This is a genomic window from Streptomyces sp. NPDC056160 (assembly GCF_042268205.1).
GTDB lineage: Bacteria > Actinomycetota > Actinomycetes > Streptomycetales > Streptomycetaceae > Streptomyces.
The window spans coordinates 1-19,214 of record NZ_JBHJUW010000055.1; the positions used below are offsets into that span (position 1 = coordinate 1).

Annotated in this window: 15 protein-coding genes and 2 pseudogenes; 8 read left to right on the forward strand and 9 right to left on the reverse strand. The window is 69.7% G+C overall.

Features of this window, described 5'->3' with window-relative positions; translation table 11 throughout:
* A pseudogene (locus tag ACFC02_RS21150) lies at window positions 1-216 on the forward strand (IS110 family transposase); the annotation flags it as partial.
* Window positions 217-272: 56 nt separating this feature from the next.
* Window positions 273-1,397, forward strand: coding sequence for an MFS transporter (locus tag ACFC02_RS21155; protein WP_376359430.1), 1,125 nt, complete (start codon window positions 273-275; stop codon window positions 1,395-1,397).
* A gap of 321 nt (window positions 1,398-1,718) precedes the next feature.
* On the opposite strand, the gene ACFC02_RS21160 is transcribed toward ACFC02_RS21155, so the two are convergent.
* Window positions 1,719-2,717, reverse strand: coding sequence for an NADP-dependent oxidoreductase (locus ACFC02_RS21160; protein WP_376359307.1), 999 nt, complete (start codon window positions 2,715-2,717; stop codon window positions 1,719-1,721).
* A 122-nt stretch (window positions 2,718-2,839) separates the two neighbouring features.
* Between ACFC02_RS21160 and ACFC02_RS21165 the strand changes: the two genes are divergently transcribed.
* The gene (locus ACFC02_RS21165; protein ID WP_376359310.1) at window positions 2,840-3,715 is read left to right on the forward strand and encodes a LysR family transcriptional regulator; all 876 of its coding nucleotides are present in this window, start codon (window positions 2,840-2,842) and stop codon (window positions 3,713-3,715) included.
* Window positions 3,716-3,974: 259 nt separating this feature from the next.
* Here the strand turns inward: ACFC02_RS21165 and ACFC02_RS21170 are convergent, their stop codons facing one another.
* Window positions 3,975-4,454, reverse strand: a complete 480-nt coding sequence (locus ACFC02_RS21170) for a CGNR zinc finger domain-containing protein (protein ID WP_376359313.1) — start codon at window positions 4,452-4,454, stop codon at window positions 3,975-3,977.
* A gap of 106 nt (window positions 4,455-4,560) precedes the next feature.
* Here ACFC02_RS21170 and ACFC02_RS21175 point away from each other — a divergent pair, with 106 nt between their 5' ends.
* On the forward strand, window positions 4,561-5,427 hold the full coding sequence (locus tag ACFC02_RS21175) for an alpha/beta fold hydrolase (protein WP_376359316.1): 867 nt from the start codon (window positions 4,561-4,563) through the stop codon (window positions 5,425-5,427).
* Between the two features lie 198 nt (window positions 5,428-5,625).
* Here ACFC02_RS21175 and ACFC02_RS21180 read toward each other — a convergent pair whose 3' ends face one another.
* Window positions 5,626-6,171, reverse strand: a complete 546-nt coding sequence (locus ACFC02_RS21180; protein ID WP_376359318.1) for an EF-hand domain-containing protein — start codon at window positions 6,169-6,171, stop codon at window positions 5,626-5,628.
* 1,667 nt (window positions 6,172-7,838) lie between these two features.
* Between ACFC02_RS21180 and ACFC02_RS21185 the strand changes: the two genes are divergently transcribed.
* Window positions 7,839-9,452 (forward strand): trypsin-like serine protease, encoded by a 1,614-nt coding sequence (locus ACFC02_RS21185; protein ID WP_376359321.1) that lies wholly within the window; start codon window positions 7,839-7,841, stop codon window positions 9,450-9,452.
* 186 nt (window positions 9,453-9,638) lie between these two features.
* Here ACFC02_RS21185 and ACFC02_RS21190 read toward each other — a convergent pair whose 3' ends face one another.
* The 5 genes from ACFC02_RS21190 to ACFC02_RS21210 all read right to left on the reverse strand — a co-directional run bounded on the left by ACFC02_RS21190 (window position 9,639) and on the right by ACFC02_RS21210 (window position 15,165).
* Window positions 9,639-10,652 (reverse strand): NADPH:quinone reductase, encoded by a 1,014-nt coding sequence (locus ACFC02_RS21190; protein WP_376359324.1) that lies wholly within the window; start codon window positions 10,650-10,652, stop codon window positions 9,639-9,641.
* Between the two features lie 237 nt (window positions 10,653-10,889).
* On the reverse strand, window positions 10,890-11,516 hold the full coding sequence (locus ACFC02_RS21195; RefSeq protein WP_376359326.1) for a hypothetical protein: 627 nt from the start codon (window positions 11,514-11,516) through the stop codon (window positions 10,890-10,892).
* A 174-nt stretch (window positions 11,517-11,690) separates the two neighbouring features.
* A complete protein-coding gene (locus ACFC02_RS21200) occupies window positions 11,691-12,731 on the reverse strand; it encodes a hypothetical protein (RefSeq protein ID WP_376359328.1) in 1,041 nt (346 codons plus the stop codon).
* Window positions 12,732-12,770: 39 nt separating this feature from the next.
* Entirely contained in the window at window positions 12,771-14,714 is a 1,944-nt protein-coding gene (locus ACFC02_RS21205) for a DNA/RNA non-specific endonuclease (protein ID WP_376359331.1), read from the reverse strand.
* 79 nt (window positions 14,715-14,793) lie between these two features.
* Window positions 14,794-15,165, reverse strand: a complete 372-nt coding sequence (locus ACFC02_RS21210) for a hypothetical protein (protein ID WP_376359334.1) — start codon at window positions 15,163-15,165, stop codon at window positions 14,794-14,796.
* Between the two features lie 816 nt (window positions 15,166-15,981).
* Between ACFC02_RS21210 and ACFC02_RS21215 the strand changes: the two genes are divergently transcribed.
* From ACFC02_RS21215 to ACFC02_RS21225, 3 genes and pseudogenes are all read left to right on the forward strand, one after another.
* A complete protein-coding gene (locus tag ACFC02_RS21215; protein WP_376359337.1) occupies window positions 15,982-16,836 on the forward strand; it encodes a metalloregulator ArsR/SmtB family transcription factor in 855 nt (284 codons plus the stop codon).
* Window positions 16,833-17,437, forward strand: a pseudogene (locus ACFC02_RS21220) (dihydrofolate reductase family protein). Before ACFC02_RS21215 ends, ACFC02_RS21220 begins: the two are co-directional and overlap by 4 nt.
* Before the next feature lie 423 nt (window positions 17,438-17,860).
* Window positions 17,861-18,550, forward strand: coding sequence for a restriction endonuclease (locus ACFC02_RS21225; RefSeq protein ID WP_376359340.1), 690 nt, complete (start codon window positions 17,861-17,863; stop codon window positions 18,548-18,550).
* A 76-nt stretch (window positions 18,551-18,626) separates the two neighbouring features.
* Here ACFC02_RS21225 and ACFC02_RS21230 read toward each other — a convergent pair whose 3' ends face one another.
* Window positions 18,627-19,199 carry a GNAT family N-acetyltransferase gene (locus ACFC02_RS21230; protein WP_376359342.1) on the reverse strand — a complete coding sequence of 191 codons (573 nt, stop codon included), beginning with the start codon at window positions 19,197-19,199 and terminating at the stop codon, window positions 18,627-18,629.
* Window positions 19,200-19,214: the final 15 nt, after the last annotated feature.

Sequence of the window (19,214 nt, forward strand, 5' to 3'; positions counted from 1 at the left end):
CGGGCGGCGAACAATGCTCTGCACACCATCGTGCTGGTCCGCATGCGCTTCGACGAACGCACCCGCGACTACGTCGAACGCCGCACCAAGGAAGGGTTGAACAAAAAGGACATCATGCGCTGCCTCAAGCGGTTCGTCGCCCGCGAGGTCTACCGCGCTCTGACCGCCACACCAACCGAACGAATCACCCAAACCGACCTCGCTCCTGCAGCTTGACAAGCATAGGAGCATCTCGATCACCCCTGCTCGGCTGGTTGGCCGTCGTCTCGGTGATGCTGGGACTCTTCTTGATCGTCACTACTGAGATCCTGCCGATCGGTCTGCTCACGTCGATCGGAGCCAGTTTCCGCATTTCTGACGGGATGGCGGGGCTGATGATGACCATGCCCGGGTTTCTCGCAGCGTTCTCCGCGCCCGTGGTCACGATGGCGACCGCACGGGTCGACCGCCGCCTCATGCTCTGCGTCTTCGTTCTCCTGCTGGCCATGGCCGATTTCCTGGCCGCTGCCGCACCCGGCTACTGGCTCGTTCTGGTCTCCCGCGTGATGGTGGGCGTCACCATCGGCGGCTTCTGGTCGATCGGGGCCGGACTGGCCGAACGTCTGGTGCCCGCTGAATCGGTCGGCCGGGCGACCGCGGTCATCTTCTCCGCGGTTCCCCTGGGCTCCGTGGTCGGTGTACCGGCCGGTACCTTCATCGGTGATGTGGCGGGCTGGCGGATCTCGTTCGTCGTGATGGGCATGCTGACCGTCGGGGTGCTCATCATGCTCCGCCTGGTCGTGCCGGTACTCCCGCCGACCGAGGCCATGCGGCTGAGTGTTCTGCGCGCCATGTTCCGCAGCGTGAACACCCGCTTTGCGCTCCTGCTGACCTTCCTCATCGTCTTGGCCCACTTCGGGACGTACACCTATGTGACCCCGTTCTTGGAACAGGTCACACACGCGAGCCCGAAGCTGATCACGGTGTTCCTGCTGATCTACGGCGCCGCGGGGATTCTCGGTAACTTCCTGGGCGGCGCAATGGTCACCCGTCGGCCGCGTGCCACCTTCGGCCTGGCAGCCGGCCTGATCGCCGCGGCCACCTTGCTGTTGCCGGTCCTGGGCCGCTGGGACATCGGTGCCGTAGCCCTGCTGATCGTCTGGGGTGTCGCCTATGGGGCCGTGCCCGTGTCGTCCCAGACCTGGTTCGCCAAGGCGACGCCGCATGCACCCGAGGCTGCCTCAGTGCTGTTCACCGCCTCCTTCCAGGTGACCTTCTCACTTGGGGCCCTGGGGGGTGGCTTCGTCGTGGACGGCAGTTCCCCGGCCACGGCCATGACGCTTGGCGGGATCATCGCCGCCTGCATGGTCATGGCGGCATGGGCTCACTCCGTACGACGTCTCACCTGGCCTGCATGAGCGACACGGAGTGGGCTGTCGTACGCGACACGATGCCGGTTCCCGGCCGGCTGGAGGTCGGCGGCGGGGTCATGACGCGGAAGACATGCGCCCGCTCCAGCTCAGGGAGGACCATCACACGCAACTCGTCGGCCGTGTGCCCGTCACGGATGAAGACGTGCACCGAGCACCGCCGCGCGTCCGGCGAACGGACCGAGCACTCCCTGTCCGGGCGTCGTGAAGGTCCTGGTGGTGCCTTCGGTCAGGACCGCTCCCGGACCGGCACAAGCAGCTCGTCCAGGGCGTGGGCGGAGTTCGCCACCGTCTGCTGGAGTTACGCGGTCACGAGACCACCGTCAGCACGATCTTGCCCTGGATGTGGCCCTGCGCGGCTCGTGCGTGCGCGCTGCCCGCCTCGGGCAGCGGGTAGGTGCTGTCCACCCCGACCTGGAGCCTGCCCTCGTCGAACAGGCGTCCGATCTCGGCCAGCTGAGGGCCGTTGGAACGCACCTGGATGTTCGAGACTGCGATGCCCAGACTCGCCGTCTCCTCCGGGTCGTACTCGGCGAAGAACACCGGAAGCATGGTGCCGCCGCGCTTGAGCACGGTCAGGAAGCGTGAGCTGTCCGGGCCGCCGACGGTGTCGATCACCAGGTCGACACCGCTGACCACGTCCGCGGCCTGCGTCCTGGTGTAGTCGATGAACTCATCTGCGCCGAGTCTGCGCAGGAACTGCTCGTGCCGGCCCGAGGCCACCGCGATCACGTGTGCCCCCTTCCATTTCGCCAGCTGCACCGCGAAGTGGCCCACTCCACCGGCGGCCCCGTTGACCAGCACGGTCATCCCTGGCGTGATCGGCACGGGCTGGTGCACCTGGCCGGTGAAAGGAGATGGCACGTCGTGGCCGAGATCGACCAGGTACTGCCAGGCCGTGAGCACGGCCATCGGCGCCCCAGCCGCCTGCACGTGGTCGATACCGGCCGGCTTGTGAGCCAGGTCCGAGGCCGGGGCGGCCACGTACTCGGCGTACGTCCGGCCGTCGAATCCGGGGAACCGCAGCATGCCGAAGACCTCGTCACCGACGGCGAACCCCAGCACGTCCGGGGCGACCGCCTGGACCACGCCCGACATGTCCGTTCCGGGGATCAGGGGGAACTCCAGCGCCGGCCTCATCTCGGCCGGCATGACCTTCATCCCCTCACGCAGGTACCAGTCCGGCGGGTTGATGCCCACGGCGTGCACCCGGACGAGCACCTCACCCGGGCCGATCTCGGGAACCGGCACCTCGTCATACCGCAGAACTTCCGGCCCGCCCGCTTCGTGGAACTGGATCGCCTTCATCGCGCCTGTCGCTTTCTCGGGGAAACGTTGCTCCTTCAGTCAAGACCCCGGACGGCATGGCCGTCCAAGACCGGTTCGGCAACCTGATCATTCCGAAACGGGATGACCCGTACGCTGGAAGGGTGAACGATCTCGGACAGGACCTGGAACTGCGCCTGGTGCGTTACTTCACAGTGGTGGCGGCGCACCAGCACTTCGGCCGGGCCGCCGCCGACCTGCGCGTGGCCCAGCCGGCGCTGAGCCGCCAGATCCAAAGACTCGAGAAGCATCTCGGCGCACGACTGCTGGACCGCGCGCCTCAGGGCACCCGGCTCACTCCGGCCGGCCAGAGGTTCCTCCCCCTGGCCCAGGCCCTGCTGCAGGCCGCCCGCCAGGCCGAGCTGACCGTGCGCGAGCAAGCCGAGACGCAACGAATCGCCATCGGCTACGTCGAAGACCTGGTCATCACAGCCGCCGTAGGGGAACTGCGCCGCCGTCACCCGGACGCCGAGATCGCCACCCGGTACCTGAGCTGCCGCGACGTCGGGGCGCTGTCCGACAAGCGCGTCGACGCCCTGATCGCGCGGGCCCCGCTGCCGCTCGCCGCCGACGAGGTGTTCACCACCCCGCTGTACGAGGAGCCCCGGATGCTCGTGGTGCCGCGCGGTCATTCCCTGGCCGACCGGGCGTCGGTGACCGTGGAAGAACTGGCCGGCGAGGAGGCGGCGCCGTGTGCGTTCGAGACCGCGGACTGGTCCTCATACCGGCTCCTCGGGGCCGGCGTGCCGCCGATCGAGAGCTACGAGGACAAACTCGAACTCGTCGCAAGTGGCAGGGCGATCGCTGTGCTACCGGTCGGCGATCGGCGCAGCTCACTGCGTCCCGACCTCCTCACCGTCCCGATCGAGGGTGCTCCCCCCAGCCAGGTCGTCCTGGTCAGCCGCAGAGGTGACCCGAATCCGATGATCGGGAGTCTCCGGCTCGCGGCCAAGGCCGTCCTGACCGGCCCGGCAGCCTGACCGGAACCAGCCGGACCCGCTCGGCGCTGGAGTGCACCGAGCGGCGCTCGTACGTGCCGCGTAGGTCGCCCACCCGCCGGTATCGCTCGGGGCCAGGCTGAGCCGGTTCAGCGTCCGGCCCTTCGGAACGGCGTGGGTTCCGAGAACCGATCCGGGATCGCCACGGGTCCGGCGCCCCGTTGTTGACCTTGCTCGGGCAGAGGGTCGTTCGTGAGAGCGCCGGCCGCGTACGCGGCCGCGGCCGGCGTGTGGGGGCGCGTCAGCGGGTGCGTTCGTAGTGGCGGCGTGCCTTTTCCCGGTTGCCGCAGACCGCCATCGAGCACCATCGGGCACGGTTGGCGCGGCTGCGGTCGAGCAGGAACAACTGGCACTCGTCGTTGGCGCAGGGGCGTAGCCGGCCGGGCATTTGCTTCTCCACGGCGGCCCAGGCGAGAACCACCTCGACCGCCAGGCGGGCGTGCGGCGGAGCCTCGACCGTCCACCGAAGACCGTCCGGAGTGATCTCCGGGGTCTGGCAGACCCCTTCGAGCAGCGGGCTCAACGCGGCGGGCGAACGTTCTTGGCGCACTACGTCCCGCAGGAGGTCCCGCGTCTCGCGCAGCAGCGCCAGTTCCGCGCGGCTGCCTTCGCCGCCGTGCTCCCGTGCCCAGCGTCTGCCTCCGGCCGGGTCGCCGAGCGCATCCTGTTCCTCGCCGTTGACCAGTGGCCTGCTGTTGAGCAGGTCCAGCAGCGTGTCCACCGGGCGCCACTCTCCCTCTAACCAGATCGAATCAATTGACAGGTTAGTCCATCTCGTGCTTGCATGGCGAGTAGCTAACCGGATTAAGCACTCAAAGGGGTTAGACATGAACTCGGTGCGTCACCTGACCGCCACCGTCGACGGCCACGAGATCTTCTACCGCGAAGCCGGCCCCGCCGACGCCCCCGCGATCGTCCTGCTGCACGGCTACCCGACCAGCTCGTTCATGTTCCGCGGACTCATCCCGCTGCTGGCCGACGACTACCACGTCATCGCGCCGGACCACCTCGGCTTCGGCCTCTCCGACACCCCCCTCGTAGCGGACTTCACCTACACCTTCGACGCCCTCGCAGAACTCACCTCCGGGCTGCTCGACCAACTGGGCCTGGACCGCTACGCCCTCTACGTCCAGGACTACGGCGCCCCCATCGGGTGGCGCCTCGCGCTCGAGCACCCCGAACGGATCTCCGCCCTCGTCACCCAGAACGGCAACGGCTACGAGGACGGTTTCGTCGAGTCGTTCTGGACCGACGTCTGGGCCTACGGGGCGAACCCCGGTCCCGACACCGAACCTGCCGTCCGCGCCGCGCTGAGCATCGACGCCATCCGTTGGCAGTACGTGCACGGCGTACCCGACCCGAGCGTGGTCAGCCCGGACACCTGGGAGCACGACTTCGCTCTCGTCTCCCGCGAGGGCAACGACGAGGTCCAACTGGCGCTGTTCCGGGACTACCAGAACAATCGCCCGCTCTATCCGCTGCTGCACGAATTCCTGCGCACCAGCGAGGTCCCGGTGCTCGCCGTGTGGGGCCGCAACGACGAGATCTTCGGCCCGGCGGGCGCGCGGGCCTTCGCCCGCGACGCCAAGGACGCGGAGCTGCACCTGATCGACGGCGGTCACTTCCTGCTGGAGAGCCACCTGGACGTCGTAGCGGGCCACCTGCGCGGCTTCCTCGAACGGGTGCTGGGCTGAAGCCGCACCTCGTACGCTTCCGGGCGCCGGTCTGCGGAGAGTGACGACCCCGCCCGACGCCCGGCAGTCCGGCCGCGCCCTTACCAGGCTCGCTTCTTCCCGGGCACGCAACAGTCGCAGGCGCCGTCTCGCTGACGAGTACGGAGGTGGAGGAGACCCGCTGGAGCCCCCGGGGGACGGACGGGGGTGGCATGGCCGTCAGGTACGGGTCGGCACCGGGCCGCACAGCTGATTCCCCGGTTCCGCCGGGTCGTCGCTGATCCAGAACTGAATCCACAGCTCGGTGAACTCGGGTCGGCTGAGGTAACCGTCCCCGTCCTGGTCGAGTTGGTCGAAGACGCCGGCGATGTCGACGCTCTCGCCGTGCCACGTGTCGACCAGCAGCCGGTGCTCGGTGGGGGAGATGCGGCCGTCGCCGTTCCCGTCGACGGCGTCGAAGACGGTCTCGGCTGTCGCGGCGACGACCTCACGCATGACGGGCAGTCGGTCCACCATGGCGAGTATCTCGTCAAGGTCGACCTTGCCGTCGTTGTCCGTGTCCACGTGGGTCGCGAGGTGGTCCCACCAGCCCAGCATGACCGTGTCGACGCGTGCGGCCAGTTCGGACCCCGGCCGCACGCCGGGCAGGCCCCTCCAGCGTTCCGCGAGGGCTTGGAAGTCGCGCTGGTCGAGGTAGCCGTTTTCGTCCGCGTCGAACGCGCGGAACATGTTGACGAGCTTGTCGCGCTGGAACTCACTTGCCACGGCCGGCCCTTTCTGTCGGGGTCCACGGTGATCCTGCCCGCGAGCGGTCGAGCCTCAACGGCGCATGGTGGTGCGGGAGGGCGTGTCCGGACGCCGATCGTGTGCCCGACGCCTCACGCGCCCTGTTTGCCCGCATGGGACAGCACGCAGGGGTGACACATTCGATATCCGTTCGGTCAGGTCGGCACCTTCGTGGACGGCAGGGGTTCGGCATCCACCCGCGTACCGAAGTCGGAGAACTGCGTCACCGAGCGGGCCTTGACCGCACGGGCAGCTCGGGGCCGCGTCCGTCTCGCAGCTGGGCTCCGCCGGGGAGCTTCGAAACGTCGATCGAGACGCTGTACGGCGTGGTGTCAACGCCGTCGATCTTCTCGGTGCCCGTGCCCGTGCCCGTGCCCGTGCCCGTGCCCGTGCCCGTGCCCGTGCCCGTGCCCGTGCCCGTGCCCGTGCCCGTGCCCGTGCCCGTGCCCGTGCAGGGCGTACGCCGCCGCGGCCCTGGTGGCCTGGCCCCTATGAGGGCGTTTTCCTCCTTGTCTGTGGTGCCGTACAGCGAATGCGGGCTCGGGCTGGACCCTTTTTCCGAGCAGTGGTTCGGAAAGCAATTGGGCGTCAAGGGAAATGAGGAGTAGTCAGGCGATGGGCCAGGAAAGGCACTGTTTGCGCTATACGAAATCCTCACTCAGGAGTGCGCGGCCTTCATGGAGAAGTGACGGACCTCACACGGGATCTTCAAGTGGTGCCCGGTTTCGTCCACTTCAGGCAGTGGACAAGCGCGCCGGGCGGCGATGACATGTATGGGCTCGGCAAAGCAGGGATCTTGAAGGACGGCATTTCCGGACGATCTCGATGATGTCTGGGCGAGGGGAAAGCGACTGATGGTCGCCGGGGGGCGGGAGCTGTCGGAATGCGGGGGAATCTGCAAGTGCTCGAGTTCGGCGGAGCAGTGGGACTGCCGATTCCGAGCCGTTTCCTGTCGACCCTCACGGAACGGGTGCGCACAGCGCGCCGCGCTCCGGGCACCGGGCAGGCCTCGACGTGGGCGGACTCGTCGACGACGCCCCCTGGCCGGTCACGACATCGCGCTCGCGATGTGTGACGGACCCCCGCGACTCCACTGTGGAGAAGACCCGTTGACTCACCCCGGCCGTCGAGGCGGTGCCCGCCGCGCGCAGCGGCCACGGTGCGAACACCCCGCGCACCCGACGGATCCCGGCTGGGTGGCCTGATTGAGCAGGACACCCAGCCGACCCCGCGCCGGGCGCGCACGCCCGGCAGCCCCCGTGGAACGACGAAGGAAGGGGATGAAGGCCCACGTCGTGACCGCGGCCGGGCCGCATCGCAAGAAGTTCACCGCGCGCACCCTGCTCGCGGCCATGGCCGCAGGCGAGATGCCCGGCTACGCGGGGTGGCGGACTTCAACCACCCGGGGGCCGACCGGATCCTCCAGGAGCGGGGCATCGCCCTTGAGTGAAGGTCATGGCGACGCGCCAGGAGGACACCCTCTGCTTCCGGCCGGTCGGCCCCTTCGGCCGGCTCACCCCGGAGACCCCCGGGACTCACGCGATGCGCTCGTCCCATGTAGCGCGTCGAAATTCCAGCTCACCACCGAATCCAAAGGAACCGACATGCATCGAATCAAATCAACCTCTTTGACGAAACTCGCCGCAGTGGCAGCGGTTGTGGTGTCGGGGCCCCTCCTCCTGCCCACCGCTCCCGCCTCCGCCCTCGCCGGCCCGCCCGTCGCTGACACCGGCTACACCTTCACCGCGAAACTCGCCATCGGTGACACCTTCAGATCCTGCACCGGAACACTCATCAACGCCCAGTGGATACTGACTGCGAGCAGCTGCTTCGCCGAGAACCCGGATCTCGGCTACCAGGCCGCCCCGGGCGCGCCGAAGTGGAAGACCACCGCGACCATCGGCCTGACCCGGCCGGGCTCCACCGTGAGCCAGGTCAGGGATGTCGTGGAGCTGGTGCCGCGCGCGGACCGGGACCTGGTGCTGGCCAAGCTGGCCTCCCCCGTCACCGGTATCGCCCCGCTGCGGGTCGGCGCGACCGCGCCGACGCAGGGTGAGCAGATGCAGGGTGCGGGTTACGGGCGCACCAAGGACACCTGGGTGCCCGACACCCTCCACACGGGCGCCTTCACCGTCAACCAGGTCGACGGCACCCAGCTCCTGATCGACGGGACACCGGTGTGCAAGGGTGACACCGGAGCCCCTGTCCTTCGTGAGAAGAACGGCTTGCTGGAACTCGCCGCCGTGGCCAGTACCTCCTGGCAGGGCGGCTGTCTGGGATCGGCCTCGACCCGCACCGGCGCCGGCGCCACGCGCGTCGACGACCTCGCCGGCTGGGTGAAGCAGTCCACTTCCTCCACCCTGACCCCCTGGCGTCTGCAGATGGTCGCCACCACCGCCGGCAAGAACCTCTTCCACACCATCCGGGACAGCAACTGGGACTGGTCCGCCTTCGGTGACGTCGAGCAGGAGGCCGGTGACATCGGTGAGGTCGCCGTCGCTTCCGACGCCGCGATCTCCGGCAGCAACACCATCGTCGCCCTCGGCAAGGACGGCACCCTCTACCAGGCCGTCCGCAACCCCGACGGCACCTGGGTCGCCTTCCGCCCCCTGACCACCGAACTCGGCGCCCTCGCCGGGGTCAAGAAGATCGCCGCCACCTCCGTCGGCAGCGAACTGCAACTCGTCGCCATCACCGACAGCCGCGTCTACCACGCCACACGGGACGCCTCCGGCCAGTGGTCCAAGTGGGGCGACCTGACCGCCGGCATCGGAGCTCTTCCCAGCCCCACCCAGGTGACCATCGCCCGTGTCGGCGACAGCACGCACGTCGGCGTGGTCCTCGCCGACGGCAGGGCCTTCCACACCATCCGCCACAACGATCGCACCTGGGACAAGTGGGGCGAGATCACCAAGGTCCCCGGCGCCCCCGCCAAGGTCAGCGACATCGCCTTCGCAGGCACCGGCAATGATCTCCAGGCCGTGCTCACCGAACCCACCGGCGGGATCAAGCACGTCGCCCGCCTCTCCACCGGCACCTGGACCGCCTTCGGTGACCTCGCCGCCTCCGTCCTGGGTACCGGCCCCGTCACCGCCGTCGCCGCCACCTCCGTCGACGGCGAATTCCATACGGCCATCATCAGAGACGGCGTGATCAAGCACACCATGCGCCACACCAACGGCACCTGGGAACCGGCGGACACACCCCCCGGCGCCCCCGCCGACCCCACCACCCTCGCCATCACCGGCAGCTGGAACTGACCCCAGCACGCGAAGTCCGTACAACCGGGGTGGTGGGCGGCCGATCCGCCTGCCACCCCGAACCCGCCGCGTCAGGCTCCGCTCATGCCCGCCTCTCCCTGCCCTGTCCTGCCCTGATGTCTGCCTACGCCCGCCATCCACCATGACCTGTCTGCGGAGACCGGGAACATCCGAGCAGCGCCACGGTCACGGGATATCGAGCAGGACCTTCCCGACCACGCCCTGCTCAAGTGCGGCGTGGGCGTCAGCGGTACGCTCCAGCGCGAAGCGGTGCAGCGGCAACCCGGCCTCCTCGCCGACGCGCAGCGCACCCGCGTCCACGGCCGCCGCGACGTCAGTGAGCGCCTGCTGCTTCGCGGCACGCGGCACGGTGTAGACGAAGACGCTCTGCCAGCGCAGGTTCGCCGCAAGCGAGGAGAGTACCGGGACGGAGAGATGCTCATCCTCGCCGCCCGAGTAATAGGCCACCACAGCGCCCGGGGCGGCCACCGCGATGTCGAGAGCGGAGTTGGCGCCCGGTGCGACCTCCACGACGATGTCGACGCCCTCGGGGGCGAAGGCCAGGATCTCCGCAGTCGCGTCCTGCGTGCGGTAGTTCACCACTTGGTGGGCCCCTGCCGCACGCGCCAGCACGGCCTTGGCAGGGCTGCTCACCGTGGTGACCACACGCGCTCCGGCCCAGCGGGCGAGCTGGATGGCCGCGTTACCGACCGCGCCGGCGCCGCCTGCCACCAGTACGGTCGCGCCGCGCAGGGTGCCGGGCGCGACACGCCCCGGCCCGCCGTCGTGAACGGTCAGCGCGCGGTGGGCGGTCAGGGCCGGGATGCCCAGGGCGGCGCCGAGTTCGAACGGAGCGTGGTCGGGCAGGTCGACGGCGTGCGGGGCGGGCACGAGCGTGTACTGCTGTGCCGTTCCCCAGGGCCGCTCCCACGCGGCCTCCCAGATCCACACCCGCTGCCCGACCCGCACCGGGTCGACCTGCGAACCGACGGCGTCGATCACCCCTGCGCCGTCCTGGTGGGGCACCTGCTCCGGCATGCCCGGCGGCAACGGACGCCTGCGGCTGCGCCAGTCCGTGGGGTTGACACCTGAGACGTGTACACGGACCCGTACCTCGTCCGGGCCGGGTTCGGGCACCGGACGCTCGACGAGTCGGAGGACCTCGGGTCCGCCGGCAGCCGTCCGGATGACGGACTTCATCTCTCACTCTTCCTTCGCTCGTCCGGGGGAAAAGCTGTCGCCCGGGGAGAACGGCGCTCTGTATCGGACCACCCCTTCAACTCCCTTACGGAGCGAGGTATTCCGGGAGTGTGTCCGCAGACCAGCAAGGTGCCTCCTCCGTTCTGCCCGCACGGCCTGTCGTCGGGCGACTCGGTGCCCGCGCCGGAGCAGTTCCCCGGCTCCTCGGCGGCCTCCCGCCCGCCACCGTCACAACGCTCACCGCCGCGGCGAGAGCTGGCGGCGGTCTGTGCCTTCTATCGTTGCGACGACACGGTCGGTCAGGCTTTCCCAGGGGTGCGGGGCGAGGACCGGCACGTCGGCAGTCCGCGCCTGCGCGGCGAGCCATCGGCCGTACAGCACGCTGACGCGTGCGCGATGGCGCTGTGGGCCGGCCTCCGGCTCCCGGCACAGGTAGTTGGCCGCCACCTGCCCCTCGTCGTCCTCATGGAGGAAAACGGCACGGACGGGGCCGCCGGGGGTCGTCGGTCCGGGCAGGACGTAGTCCCCTTCCAGGATCACCGGAGTGTCGGTGTCCACATGGTTGGCGACCACCGCCCTGATCGCCGGCGCCAGCTTCTCGGCGACCGCGATCTGCCGCTCGACCACCGACTCGGGCCTCTGGTGGGCGGCGTCCGGGTGAGTGCGCCAGAAGTGGATCTCCGGCAGCTGCTCCGGCAGTGTGATCGCGAGGAGGGCCTCCACGATGTCGTCGACCTCCACGACGGGGATGTCGTATCGTCGCGCCAATGCCCGCCCGACACTGGTCTTCCCCATCCCGGACGCGCCTCCGACGATGAGCACTCGCCAGTCGGGACGAGCTCTCGCCTCATCCTTACCGTTCATGCGGGCACAGTAACGGCCGGGCTGCGTGACGATGACGAACTCCGCCGAGGCGCTGAGGGACCGGGCCGATGCCGAACGACTGAGTGGCCGCCACCCTGAGTCCCAGTTCGCGGCCGGGGCGTCCAGGGCACCGGCAAAGCTCCTGCCGGCTCCTGCCGGCTCCTGGCGTGCTGGTCACTGGACCAGCTCGATGTGGGGGTGGGACGGGTCGGCCGGGCAGGCGTGGAGCTGGAGGTTGTAGCCGCCGACGATGTCGATCAAGGTGAAGTTGCCGTCCCGGGCGCCCAGGGGAGGCGGGGCCGGGTTCGCCGGGTCCTCCTCGGCGATCCAGGACTTGCTGATGCCGTCCCACTCCGAGGAGGCGATGGTGAGGAGCGGGACCTCCTCCGTACCGCATTCCGGACAGGGGCGGTCCACGGGGTCGATGTCGCCCCAGGTGGTCCAGCCGCCGGTCTTCCAGCCGGGGGCGGTGGAGAGGTTGCCCAGATAGAGCTCGCCCAGATCGTCCGTGTACGTGCTGTACTGAGCCGGGTCGATCGTCTCCCAGCGGCGCGCGTCGTTCAACTGGTCCCGAAGCTCGTCGTCCAGCTCCCTGGGGTGGGGAAAGTCGGTGACCTGCTCCGGTGAGAACAGGCACGGCTCCGGGAGGTAGCGGTCGAGCTGGACGATCGGCGGCTCGGGCGGTGCGTCGAGGACGTCGGTGACGGTGGCGGAGGAGCGCCAGAAGAGTGCGGTGACGGGGTGGGCGTCCGCGTGGTCGAAGGGACACCACAGGACCTGGAGCAGGTCCGCGTCGGGCGGGCACGGGAAGGGGATGTCGCGGGCGTAGAGCTGGGCCACGGGCAGGAGGGGGATCGGGCCGTCGAACCACGGGCGGCCCGCCCTGATCCGCTCCAGGGTCGCCAGCTCCTCGGGGGTCCACTGGGCTGCCTCGGGGTCGAGGTGCAGCCGCTCGGCCGATGCGGCATGGATACGGCGGAGTAGCCGGATGTCGTCCGGGGAGTGGACCACCGGCGCCACGCGACTGTCGTGCGGCTCGTCGCAGTACGGCCACGGCTCGTCGGCGGGCCACAGGAGCGGCCCCCCGACGGAGCTGTCGTGCACGGTGGGCGATCCCGGGCGCGGATGCAGCCGGGTCGCCGTGCGCGCCAGGGGGGCCAGCTGAGGGAAGAGCGCGGTGATGTCGAACGGCCGCGGTGGGGTGATGAGACTCATGCCGGCTCCCGTGGGCGCGAACTGCTGCGGATCTTCAAATCAGTTACCGAGGTTGAGCGTCCCAGTATTCATCAGGGTGTTGGTGACGTAGACGTTGGGGAACAGTTCCTCGGTCGTGCCGTTCGCCCGTTGGATGTCGGCGCGCATCGTGACGCCCACCGGAATGGTGCTGTTCGCGTCCTTGTAGACGGGCGTCACCTGGTAGAAGATCGCGTCGTTCGCTCCGAGAGTGGAGCTGGGGTCCTGGATCATTCTCTGCACCATGTCCTCGTAGGTCCGCATGCTGGGCGTGCCCGTGTTCATCCCGGACTGCCAGCAGGGGACGAGATTGGACCGGGTCAGCGCAGTCGTGCCCATTCCGCCGAGGATCCTTGCGATGAGATGGCACCGGGCCAGCCCGTTGGTGACTCCGTTCGCCTTCTTGAAGGCCTCCGCGTCCTTGTACCCGGTGACGGGATCGCTGGTTCCGCTTCCCTTGGTGGTCTTCTTCCCCAGGCATGCCTGTGCCTGGGTCGGCCGCTGTCCGGGCCCGTCCGCCGGGGCAGTCTGGTTGACGAGCGGAACCGGCTCGGTCGTGTTCTTGAACCAGCCGTCGCCGTTGGGAAGCGCTCCGGCCGGCGGGGGGTCGTTCAAACAGCTGGCCTGCGGTCCGGTGTCCGGCGTCGAGACCGTCAGCTCGAACTTGTCGGCGTCGATCACCCGCTGGGCCGTGAAGCCGTCGGCGAGCTGCGTCTGGGCGAACTGCTTGTCGGCGGGGGTGACATGGGACTGAACGCAGAGTGAGGCGGGGTCGAGGACGTGGCCGTCGTTGAGGACGTAGGTGTCCCATTCGCCGTTGCCGAGGTTGGGGATCACCTCGACGCACCGGTCGCCGGCGGCACCGCCCTCCTTCGCCTCCCCGAAGGGGAAGCCGGCGCAGGTGTCACTCTCGACGAGCTCCGCCTGGGCCGTGAAGCCCGCACAGGTGGTGGCGGTGCGGTCGGTCACGCCGCTCGTCGACCGGGTCAGGGGGCTGCCCTTCTTCCCCCAGGCGCCGCTGAGGTTCTGCTGGGCCCAGCCGTAGGTGGCCACGGCGCCGCCCGCGTCCGCGCTCGTCGCCTTCATCGGCACGACGGCCATGACGGAGGGCACGGCACAGCCCGCCACCGAAGTGCCGCCGACCGCGTCGTCGCACCTGATCTGACGCGCGTTCTTCCACGACGCGTTCGGGTCGACCGCCGTCGCGCCCGGTGACGTCACGTACATCGCGTACGCCGTGTAGAAGGAGGCGGAGGAACCCGTCGTCTGGGACGAGGAATAGGTGACGGTGCCGGTCAGGGTCTGGCCGAGGACGATGCTGCCGCCGAACCAGGGAGCGCTCTTGGTGGCCGTGCAGCCGGCGTCGCAGGAGGCGCGGAACTTGGCGTTCAGCGCGGCGACGTCGCCGGTGGCGCTGATCATGGTGACGGAGACCTGCTCGCTCCAGGTCGTGGCCGTCGCAGAGAGGTCACCGCCGGTGGAGACCTCCAGGACGCCGCGGCCCAGCTCGACGCCGTCGCTGTTGCGGAGGATGTAGGTGACGTTGATGCCGGTCACGCAGTACGAGAAGCGCTCGTAGCTGTAGTTGCCGGGGCTGGTGATGTCGCAGCTGCCGGCGGCGGCCGCGGCGGTGGCGGCCACGCCGGTGCGGGTCTTCGCCTTCGCGGGGGCGGGGGCGGGGGCGACCGTCACACAGGACTCGACGGCACCTGCGCGGCGCTCCTTGGAGCCCGGCGCGGTGGCGGTGCAGTCCTCACCGGAGCCGGCCGCGAACCTGCTGGTCCCGGTGGTCTCCGCGCCGGACGCTGCGGACTTGGTGGCGGACGCGGCCTTCGCCGGCGCGGGCGGCTCGGCCGCCTGGCTCGTCGCGGCTGTCGTGAGGACGAGGGTCAGGGCGGTGAGGACGGTCAGGACCGTCGAGCGGGCGCGTCTTCTTGTGGCGCGCCCGCCAGGTATTCCATGCATGGAGGCAGGAACTTTCCGTGAGAGGAGAGGGCAGGGGCGCTGCCTGATCGCGGCGCCCCGGGAGAGAGGACGGGCGGGATCAGGCAGTCAGGCCCCAGATGTCGCTGAGGCCCTTCGTGATGCCGGAGACCAGGTCCGTGCCGGTGTCTGTGATCTTGTCGACGACGGGCTCGACGAGGCCGCCGCCGAGCGCCTTGTCCGCGGCGCCCCGGATCCCCGTGTCGGTCCCGTAGAGGGCCGTGATGGTGGCGGCCTTGACGCCCTTGCCGCCGGTCGGCCACGCGCGGACGGCCCTGGCGCGCTCGGTTTCCGGCAGCGGCACCGGGCCGGTGCCCGCTGTCTCGGCGGCCGTGGCGGTGGCCGGCCACAGGACCGAAGAGGTGGCGGCGACAGCGGTCGCGGCCGCGAGCGCGCCGAGGCCGCGGCGTCTGCTCCAGAAAGCTTTCTGCATACGGGACTTTCCCTTCTGCGAGTAATGCGGTGACGTGTCGGATTTCGCGCCGTGACGGACGGCGGATCCGTGGATCGACGCCCGCCGCAATTCGTGAACAGTATCAACATCCTGGAAATGTGCGGAAGTTGGACCTGTCGGGATGCCAACGGTGCACTGTGGCATGAAAATTGTTCGAGCAGGCACATTTCCCATGAAAGCGTGAGGTCGGCTCATGCCGGCGTGACGCAGGTCATGGAAAGCTTGCTTCCAATGTCCAGGTATGGGCAGTTCACAGCGCTGGGTGGGGATGCGTCGCTGTGCTGGGATCCCAGAGCCGATGACGATCAACGGGGTTCGAACGGTGCTTTGCGGAGGCGCGCCAACGGTGCGGAAGGGCGCCTTTCATTTCGCGTGTGCGGCTTCCCCCGCTCGCGACCGGTTTCGCGGCCGGTGGTTTTCAAGCCCGGGTGGTGGCCACGGAATTGAGTGCGCATGGAAGGAAATCAGCACCGTCGTCGCGAGGCCACGGAGAATGCGGCTCACGGTACGCACGCTGGCGGGACCGGCACCTCCCGGTGCCTGGCTGTCGGCTCGTCCGCCCGCTGCCGCATCCCCTCCAGGCGCGTACGACGCCTTTGTCAGGACGTTCAGGTGTCGGCGGTGAGCGAGCCGGAGGCCGCGAAGAGGGCGGCGCCAGTCCGGAGCCAGCCTGCCGCGGCCGGTCCGGGGCCAGCCGGCCGCGCCAGTCCGGAACCAGCCTGGCCCGGCAGTTCTGCCGCAGCCAGCCAAAGTATTCCTTGACACGAATATTCGTAGCCAGGAATAATCGTGGCCATGGACGCACTTCTCGCCGCACTGGCCGACCCGGCCCGCTGGCGGCTCGTCAAGCTGCTGGCCGAGCGGCCCCACCCGGTCGGCATCCTCGCCCGGCTCGCCGAGGCGCGCCAGCCGCAGACGACCAAGCACCTGCAGACCCTTGAACGCGCCGGTGTCGTGACCTCCCAGCGCACCGGTCAGCGCCGCATCTACGCACTCCGGCCCGGCCCCCTGCGGGACCTGGCGGCCGCGCTCAGCCGCATCGCCGACACCGCGGAACAGGTCAGCGGCCCGCACGCGACGTACGACCGCTACGAGCGCGGCCTCCACGCGGAGCGGCTCGCCGCGAAGGAGCCGGGATGGGCCGACGAGCGCTCGTTCACGTTCCACCGGTCGCTGGCGGGGCGCCCGGAGTTGGTCTGGCGCCACCTGACCGAGGCCGTCCTGCTGGCGCACTGGTGGACCCCCGAGGACCTCCGCGTCTGCGAGCTCGTCTTCGAGGCGCGACCCGGTGGGCGGATCGTCCAGGAGTACCGCGACGCCGAAGACGCCGATGGTTCCCACCTGGTCGCAGGCCGCGCAGAGGGTGTCGTCGACGACGTACGCCCCGGTGAGGGCCTCGCCTACCGGCTCTCCCCGCTGCTTCCCGACGGCCGCCTCGCCTTCACCGCTCACGTCGACATGGTCCTCGGGCCCACCGACACGGGCTCACATCTCGACGTCCACTGGCGCATCACGGACAGCGCGATCGACGCCGCGGACTTCATCGCCGGCATCGAGATCGGCTTCGGCCAGAGCCTGGACAGGCTCGCGGCGACCCTCGCCGCGGACTCGCACGACACCGACAGCACCGACACGAGGAGCACGACATGACAGAGCAGGTCGCCGGCCGCAGAGTCGTCACCAACCTGGCCCTCTCCCTCGACGGCCGCTACGCCGCGCCGGACAACCCGCTGGACATGAGCTGGGTGATGCCGTACGCCGTCTCAGACGTCGCCCGCGACCACCTGACGAGCCTCTGGGAGCCGGCCACGACGGCCCTGCTGGGGCGGGTCAACGCCGAGGGGTTCCTCGGCTTCTGGCCCACCGTCATCGGCATGGAGAGCGCCGACCCGCGCGACGAGGGCTTCGCGAGGTGGCTCGTCGACACCGACAAGGTGGTGCTCTCCTCGACCCTCGCGACGAAGCGCCGTGGGAGCGGGCGACGGTCGTCGACAAGCCGGCCGCCGAGGTGGTCGGGGACCTGAAGGCAACGGAAGGCGGTGACATCCTCGTGCTGTCCAGCGCGAGCGTCATCAAGGCGCTGCTGGCGAGCGACAAGGTCGACCGGCTGGCGCTCACGATCTTCCCGGTCTTCCTCGGTGGCGGGCCCCGCCTCTTCGACGACGGTCTGCCCGCAGGGCAGTGGACACTCGTCAGTCAGGCCGCGGGCGGGCACGGCACGCTGGCCCTCGTCTACGACCGCGTCCGCTGAGCCGACCGATCGGCTTTGCAGGCGAGGTTCCAGGTCGGAGCCAGTGCTCCGCCGTGCGATCCGTTCATTCACAGGGCGGGCGGGGCCTGGAGGCCCTTCAGCCGGGGCCACCCGAGATCACTCCCACTGGATGCCCTCAACGACTTCTGTCAGGGCCTCTTGCCCAACACCGAGTGATCGGCGGTGCTGGCCCCCGTCCGCCGCAGATGCCGCGGCCCGCGCCTCCTACGCCCTGCGCGGCGCCGAAGCGACCGGGAAGTCGGCGCTCCTTGGGCGTCCTTATCGCGCCCACCCCGGCGGGCCAGGGGATCTCGAACATCGTGGGACAGCTTGCGAGCGGCGTCACGCAGGCCGGCCGATGAGTCTCCGCACACGCAGGGGACGGTCGGGGTGCGGGCCACTGGTCGTGGGAACGGGGGAGTGATGGCAGCACGACGACGGCGCCGGCGTTTGAAGAAGCGGACGTGCAGGCAGTTGCAGGGCTGGGGCGGGCTGGTGGCGCTGGCTGCCGCGGTGTGGGTGGCCGGGCACTGGACGGTGGTGTGGCCCGTCCTGGTGGCCGTGCTCGCCGCGGCCGTGGTGGTCGGGGCCGGATGGGCGCTGCTGCGGGCGCACCGTCGCGCGGTCGGCCAGGACCGCGCGTGGCGGGCCCAGGAGGAGGCCAGGGCAAGGGAGTTGTCGATGGCCGAGGTCGACGCGTTGTCGTGGCGGGAGTTCGAGACCTATGTCGCCGAACTGTGCCGGCGGGACGGCTGCACGAAGGTCGTCATCAGCGGCAGGAGCGGCGACCTGGGCGCGGACGTCGTCGGCTACCTGTCCGACGGCCGCAAGCTGGTCGTCCAGTGCAAGAAGTATGCGCCGCAGCGGAGCGTGTCCTCGCAGGACATGCAGAAGTTCGTCGGCACCGCCCGCCCCGAACACGGCGCCGACGTCGCCTTGTTCGTCACCACCTGCCGCACGTTCACGAAGGCCGCACTGGGCCTGGCGCTGCGCCAGGACATCGTGGCTCTGCACCGCGACCTGCTGGGCTCCTGGGTCAAGGGCGCTCATCTGGAGACCTTGATCCCGCTGAACGGAAGCGGCGACGGCACCCGTCGACGCCCCTCTGCCTGACCGTCAACGACCCGGTGGAACGGCTGACGTCGTGGTCGAAATGCCCGCAGCCTCTGCCCCGTCGAAGCCCTCGGCTTCAACCCGGCCGCGTCGGCCTGCCCGTGGCTCGAAGGATGCGCTCGCGCACGTGAAGGTGGCCGTCGAGGGGATATGCGGGCGGTGCCGTGGGCAGGAGCTCGGTCAGTTCGTAGTGGCACTTCTGTGCGACCCGGCACGACGCCGGGTTGTCCGCTTGGTGAAGTAGGTGCATGCGTGTCAGTCCGTCACCCGCGAAGGTGGTGAAGGCCCAGTCGGTGAGCGTACGCAGCGCGCGGGAAGCGACTCCCCGACCGCGCGTGTGCGCCGCGGTCCAGTAGCCGACCTCGGCGGTCGGGGAGCCAGGGGCAACGCCCTTGAGGACGATGTGCCCCATCAATCGCTCCTCGCCACCTGCGGCTTCGGGCTCTACGACGGCGAATGCGAAGCGGTCACCGGTCTCCCACCCTCGTTGTTGCTCGTGAACCCACCGTGCCGCGTCCGCCTCGTCCTGGATGCCGGAGCCGGCCCAGCGGCGCATGGAACCGTCCCGATGCAGCCCGACCAGCTCGGCCGTATCCACCGCCCGCCACTGACGCAGAAGGAGAGCGGTGGACGACTGCGTGGCGTCCACCCCCAACCGGGTACC